The organism is Dialister sp. CAG:357, from assembly GCF_000435155.1.
Lineage (GTDB): Bacteria > Bacillota > Negativicutes > Veillonellales > Dialisteraceae > Dialister > Dialister hominis.
This window is the reverse complement of the sequence record NZ_FR896409.1, coordinates 1-6,489: the sequence shown is the minus strand read 5'-3', so window position 1 is coordinate 6,489 and position 6,489 is coordinate 1. Positions and strand designations below refer to the sequence as shown.

General features: G+C 45.4%; 7 protein-coding genes. All 7 read left to right on the top strand.

Features of this window, described 5'->3' with window-relative positions; all coding sequences use genetic code 11:
- Positions 1-98: 98 nt before the first annotated feature.
- The 7 genes from M3200_RS03825 to M3200_RS03795 all read left to right on the top strand — a co-directional run bounded on the left by M3200_RS03825 (position 99) and on the right by M3200_RS03795 (position 6,456).
- Complete coding sequence (locus M3200_RS03825) at positions 99-776, top strand: response regulator transcription factor (protein ID WP_022382217.1); 678 nt, start codon at positions 99-101, stop codon at positions 774-776.
- 1 nt (position 777) lies between these two features.
- Entirely contained in the window at positions 778-1,326 is a 549-nt protein-coding gene (gene rnmV, locus M3200_RS03820) for a ribonuclease M5 (RefSeq protein WP_288178127.1), read from the top strand.
- Positions 1,320-2,177, top strand: coding sequence for a 16S rRNA (adenine(1518)-N(6)/adenine(1519)-N(6))-dimethyltransferase RsmA (gene rsmA, locus M3200_RS03815; RefSeq protein ID WP_022382215.1), 858 nt, complete (start codon positions 1,320-1,322; stop codon positions 2,175-2,177). The genes rnmV and rsmA overlap by 7 nt, the downstream gene beginning before the upstream one ends.
- A gap of 338 nt (positions 2,178-2,515) precedes the next feature.
- Positions 2,516-3,808 (top strand): serine--tRNA ligase, encoded by a 1,293-nt coding sequence (serS, locus tag M3200_RS03810; RefSeq protein WP_022382214.1) that lies wholly within the window; start codon positions 2,516-2,518, stop codon positions 3,806-3,808.
- Positions 3,809-3,977: 169 nt separating this feature from the next.
- Positions 3,978-4,697, top strand: a complete 720-nt coding sequence (locus M3200_RS03805; protein WP_022382213.1) for an NfeD family protein — start codon at positions 3,978-3,980, stop codon at positions 4,695-4,697.
- Positions 4,698-4,735: 38 nt separating this feature from the next.
- Positions 4,736-5,710, top strand: a complete 975-nt coding sequence (gene floA, locus M3200_RS03800; protein WP_022382212.1) for a flotillin-like protein FloA — start codon at positions 4,736-4,738, stop codon at positions 5,708-5,710.
- A gap of 29 nt (positions 5,711-5,739) precedes the next feature.
- The gene (locus M3200_RS03795; RefSeq protein ID WP_022382211.1) at positions 5,740-6,456 is read left to right on the top strand and encodes a hypothetical protein; all 717 of its coding nucleotides are present in this window, start codon (positions 5,740-5,742) and stop codon (positions 6,454-6,456) included.
- The last annotated feature ends 33 nt before the right edge of the window (positions 6,457-6,489 follow it).

Here is a 6,489-nt window from a genome sequence, read left to right as displayed (position 1 = left end):
GAAAATAAAAATAATAATAACTACTAATAATAACCGGGATGAATCAGTCCCGCTGCGAAGATGTCTCTCGGCTTTTTTGTTATTTGGAGGAACCTAAAATGAGAAACTGTGTATTGATTCTTGAACCAGATGCAGGTGTGAGCCGGTTCATGCAGTTAAAACTGGAAGAAGGGTTCAACTGCCTGACTGATAATACCGGGGATTCTGCTGTAGATCTGGCAGGCCAGCGCCAGGTCGATATTATTCTGCTTGATCCGGATTCAGCGCCAAGAAACGGAATGGAACTTCTTGGCAAAGTTCGCGAAATCAGTTCCATACCGATCATATACTTGTCTTCAGACAGCAGCGTTGATACTAAAGTCGCTGTTTTGAATGCAGGGGCAGATGATTATATTACAAAGCCATATGCAACGAAAGAACTGGTTGCAAGAATCCGTTCTGCCTTAAGACGCCATGAAGAGCCAAAAGTTGTAACGGATCCGTCCTTTACTATCGGCGATCTTTCCATTTACCCGGATCGTCATGAAGTCCGCGTTGCCGGGGAAGCAGTGGATCTGACAAAGAAAGAATTTGATTTGCTTCTGTTTTTGGCAAAGAATAAGAACAGAGTCCTGAAGAGAGAAGAAATACTGGAAAAGGTCTGGGGCTATGGTTATGCAGGGAAGACAAATATTGTTGATGTTTACATCAGGTACCTGCGCAGCAAGATTGATGAAAAGATAGGAAAGAAGTACATACATACCGTTCGCGGAATCGGCTATGTAGCAAGAGATTGATATGATAAAACAAGTAATCGTAGTTGAAGGAAAATCAGATATAGCAAGAGTAAGCATGGCTGTAGATGCGGACATGATTGCAACAGAAGGTTTTACGCTTCGTCCGGAGGTAATTGAGAGGATCCGCCTGGCTTATGAAAAGCGGGGAATTATTATCCTGACGGATCCGGATGGCCCCGGGGAAAGAATAAGGAAACGTTTGATTAAGCTCTTTCCAAAGGCATTGAATGCTTTTGTACCAAAAGATGAAGCATCCACAAAGGATGATGTGGGAATCGAGGATGCTTCTCCTGAATCGATCAGGAAAGCATTGTACAAACTCCGTATCAGCAGTCTGGAAGACTCCCGCTTGTTCTCAGAAGAAGACTTATTTAAGGGCGGACTTATCGGAAAAGCCGATTCTTCAGCAAAAAGGGAAGCAGTTGGTGCTGTTCTTGGTATAGGGTATGGCAACGCAAAGCAGTTTTTAAAAAGATTAAATCATTATGGTGTTACACGTGAAGAGTGGGAAAATGCTTTGCAGGTGTGCCAGAAGGAGAGTTCATGCTAGATGCAAACTTAGCTGACCGGAAAGTGGTTCAGTATGTCATAAATCGTTTCGGGATTCACGCAAAGCATAGATTGGGACAGAATTTTCTCGTCCGCCCGGATATTGTAGCTGCTATAGCGGATGCGGCTGAAATAACACCGGACGTTTCTGTTATGGAAATAGGTGCAGGCATTGGTACGCTTACACAGGCTTTGGCAGAAAGAGGATCTGACGTCATTGCCTTTGAAGTGGATCAGAGTTTGAAACGTGTCCTTGATTCGACACTGGAAAAATATAAGAATGTCACAATTATTTATGAGGATGTTCTGAAGGCTGATCTCAAGGGAATTTTAGGGGATAAAGAATGGCACTGTGCGGCAAATCTTCCGTACTACATAACAACGCCTATACTCTTATCTCTGATTCATTCAGATCTTCCCATTTCCCTTTTTGTATTTATGATGCAAAAAGAAGTAGCCGACAGGATTCTGGCAGATCCGGGAACAAAGGACTATGGTGCGCTTACACTGGCTGTACAGTATTACTGCACGGCGGAGAGGGTCCTGGATATCCCTCCGACAGCATTCATCCCGCGTCCTCAGGTTACTTCCACTGTCTTAAGGCTCAGAAGAAGAAGCGAGCCTGCCGTTTCCGTCAAAGACAGCAAGCTTCTCTTCAGCTTGATCAAGATGGGATTTGCGCAGAGAAGAAAGGTCTTTACGAATGCCGTTAAGTTTGGCGGCATACCTAATGAAATCAGCAGGAAGATTTTCGAGGTGACGGGGATCGATGGCTCAAGAAGAGGGGAAACATTCTCGCTTGAAGAATATGCAGCCCTTGCTGATGCCTGGTATGACCTGATTCATGATTAATCGTTTCGCTTATTGAACATTTGGTTCTATTTACAAATAAGTTCTTAAGGAATATAATAAATATCAAATATGACATGATGATGAAGAATGGTTTCTTTTGATGCTGATCAGAGACCTGGCGGCTGGTGTGAGTCAGGGCGGAGAAAGAAGCTTCCACTTCGGAGTGGCCGGTGATGAATCGGACGGCTGGTGACCGATAAAAACCATGAGCTGGCTTTTATGCAAATTGGGTGGTACCGCGATGAACTTCGTCCCATGTTGGGATGAAGTTTTTTTATTTGATCATCATTTGCCGTATATGCCAATTTAAAATTTTATTGCATTGGAGAGTGTTAACTATGTTGGATATGAAGTTCATTAGGGAGCATGCTGAGGAAGTAAAGGAAAACCTGGTTAATAGACATAATCCCTTCGATTTGGATCACGTTCTTGATCTGGATCAGAAGAGAAGAGAACTGCTTCAGCAGACAGAAGTATTGAAGAGCCAGAAAAACGCTGCATCCAAGATGATTGCCCAGGCAAAAAAGGAAGGCAGGGATGCTTCCAAGGATATTGAGGATATGCGCGAAGTAGGAAAAAAGATTTCTGCCATTGACAGCGAACTGGCATCTATTGAAGCTGAACTGAAGGAACTGCTGCTTCATATTCCTAATATGGCCGATAAGTCTGTTCCTGTGGGCAAAGATGATTCTGAAAATCCGGAAGTCAGACGCTGGGGAGAAATCCCGACCTTTGATTTCCCTGTTAAAGCCCATTATGAATTAGGCGATACCCTTGGAATCCTGGATTCTGAAAGAGCAGGAAAGGTTTCCGGAGCTCGCTTCTATTTCTATCTGGATGGTGCTGCACGTCTTGAAAGAGCTGTTTATAATTTCATGCTGGATGTCCACACACAGGAAAATGATTTCATCGAAGTCATTCCTCCATACATCATCAACGGAAACTCCATGCAGGGAACTGGCCAGCTTCCTAAATTTGCTGATGACATGTACAAAGTCGAAGGCGAAAACATGTACATGACACCGACCGCTGAAGTTCCGCTGACCAACTTCTTTGCTGGAGAAATCATCGATGGAGATAAACTTCCGGTGCATTTTACAGCACTGACACCATGCTTCAGAAAGGAAGCAGGATCAGCAGGCAAGGATACACGCGGCCTGATCAGACAGCATCAGTTCCATAAAGTGGAAATGGTTAAATACTGCAAACCGGAAGACAGCTGGGACGAACTGGAATCCCTGACAAAAGAAGCTGAGAAGATCCTGCAGCTCTTAAAATTGCCGTATCATGTCGTCTGCCTGTGCACGGGAGACATTGGATTCTCCTCGGCTAAGACTTACGATATCGAAGTCTGGATGCCAGCGCAGAATAAGTACAGGGAAATCTCCTCCTGCTCCAACTGTCTGGATTTCCAGGCCAGACGCGCTAATATCAGATTCCGCAGAAAGACCGGAGAAAAACCTGAATTTGTTCATACATTGAATGGTTCCGGACTGGCTGTCGGACGTACTGTAGTTGCCATTATGGAAAACTATCAGCAGGCTGATGGAACAATCAGAGTACCGGATGCATTGGTTCCATATATGAACGGGGTCAAAGTTATTGGTCAGAGAAAGAATTCTGGCAAATAAAAAGTAAAAGAGCAGAAAAATCAGCGGGATGCAATCTTCGGCTGATTTTTTTGTTCTCCTGACTGGTTCCGCTGAGGAATTTTTCGTGAATGTGTAAATGAAATCGCGGCAGGCCTAGTTACCATATTGATTTTTATGTATAATTAATCTTAAGAGGAGGTGATTTGAGTTGAAAAATCTTAAAGTTCTTCTTGCTTTTTTTATCTCTGCATTCATGCTTCCCTGCACGGTTCTTGCCAGTGATGGAGGAGTGGCGGCGTCGATTATTAAAGATCCAGTTGTGGATACTTTATTTTCAATCATCATCATTTTATCCATCGTGATCGAGATAAAGACGGCAGGTTTTTCCGGAGGAAGCCTTATAGCCATTCTGGCGGGCCTTATCCTCATAGGAACGAACTGGTACTATGAAGGCGGGCAGTCTCTTGAATTTGCGCTTTATTTCGGCGGCATCGCATTGATTATTCTGGATATTCTCGTGATGTATACGGGCATATTCATAGGCGCCGGTTTCATCGCAGTTATGGCAGGTCTCTTTTTTACTTTTGGCGGAAACATGACGGCTCTTTATATCCTTCTGTTTGCAGTACTGGCTTCCTGTGTCGGGGCTTATTTCCTTTTCAAATACCTTCCCGACAACCACATCTGGCAGAAGATTACACTTCATGCCAGACAGACGAATAAAGAAGGTTACTTATCTTCCTCAAAGGACCTCAGCTCATTTGAAGGAAAGTCCGGGATCAGCGTCTCAACATTGAGGCCCACCGGAAAAATTTCAATTGACGGGGATATTAAAGATGCAATTTCCGAGAACGGGTTCATTGAGAAGAATTGCGAAGTCCGTGTAGTGAAAGTTGAAAACAATTACTTGATTGTAAGAAAAGCATAGCAAGGCTGGCCTTGCTTGTATTCCATTAGGAGGTACTTATGGATCCTTTCGTTTTCCCTGTGGGAGTTTTAATTCTGGCTGTGCTGGCCGGTTCCATCTTCTTGCATTTCGTCCCGGTCGGGCTGTGGATTTCTGCCCTGGCTGCCGATGTAAATATATCCCTGTTTAATTTGGTAGGGATGCGGATCCGCCGCGTTGAGCCAAGGATGATAGTTCTTCCCTTGATCAAAGGAATCAAGGCGGGATTGTCCTTAAACAGCAATCAGCTGGAAGCTCATTATCTGGCTGGCGGTAATGTTGATAATGTGGTGGATGCATTGATTGCAGCACACAGAGCACAGATTGCTTTGTCCTTTGAACAGGCAGCAGCTATCGATCTTGCCGGCAGAAATGTACTGGAAGCCGTGCAGATGAGCGTTAATCCGAAGGTCATTGAAACACCGACGATTTCTGCTGTTGCAAAAAATGGCATCGAACTTAAGGTAAGAGCAAGGGTCACTGTTCGTGCCAATATCGATCGTCTCGTCGGCGGTGCAGGTGAAGCAACGATTATTGCCCGTGTCGGTGAAGGCATCGTTACAACGGTAGGCTCTTCTGAAAAGCATACCGACGTTCTTGAGAATCCGGATCATATATCCAGGACAGTGCTTGGAAAAGGCCTCGACTCCGGCACGGCTTTTGAAATTCTCTCCATTGATATAGCTGATGTGGATGTCGGAAGAAATATCGGCGCACAGCTCCAGACTGATCAGGCTGAAGCTGACAAGCAGATTGCACAGGCAAGAGCAGAGGAAAGAAGAGCGATGGCAGTTGCCAAAGAGCAGGAAATGCGTGCGTATACGCAGGAAATGCAGGCAAAGGTCGTAGAAGCGCAGGCAAAGGTGCCGCTTGCACTTGCCGATGCTCTTAGAGCCGGAAATCTTGGAGTCATGGATTATTACAATATGAAGAACATTGTGGCCGATACTGAAATGAGAGAAAATATTGCAGGCAGCAGTGAGAAGAAAAACTGATTCTGCCATTATAAGGAGGTACACTGCAAGTGAATGAATACTTGATTGAGCTAATGTGCATCCTCGCCATAATGGTCTGGCTGATCCGGCGGTACCCTTTTGCGCGACTGTCCGCGGTGTTCTTAGAAAATGGAAATTCATCCAGTCTGGGCTCTTTCAGGAAGAGGGAAGGAGAAAGCCATATAGATCATACCGTCCATGTAAGCTACTTCAAGCACGGATCTTCCGGTGCAGAGGACGGCCTGGGGACACCGGATGAGGATTATGATTACAAGGCGCTCAGGAAAAAGATCCTTGAAACATGGGGACAGAGCACGCCTGAGGGAAATGGAGAGGAAGATAACACTTCTCCTGATACAACGTCTCCGGATAGTTCCATCGGCCGGAAAGCCCAGGATGAGTCCTCTCAAAATGAAGCGCCTGTTCAAGATCCTGAGCCTGTTAAGAGAAGGAACGTATCTGAGCCTGAAACAGCTCCGGCTCCAAAACGTGAATATGAGCCCGCCCGCGTAAAAACAGTTCCAGAGATAAAAACGCCGCTGCCGGAGAGAAAGATGCCTGACAAGGCAAAGGCACATGTGAAGAAAAAGATTGCTGAACCAGCTCAGATGGAGGCCAGCAGCAACCCGGACAGTGAAGGCTTGATACCTAGACGCTGGTCGGAAAAAGATGCACAGCGATGGATGGTATACGATGCAGTTTTCGGGCCTCCCAGGGGAAGGGCAGGATGGAAATACCGCAGATAATTCGAGTGCTATGCTAAAACTGGACAGGGGTGG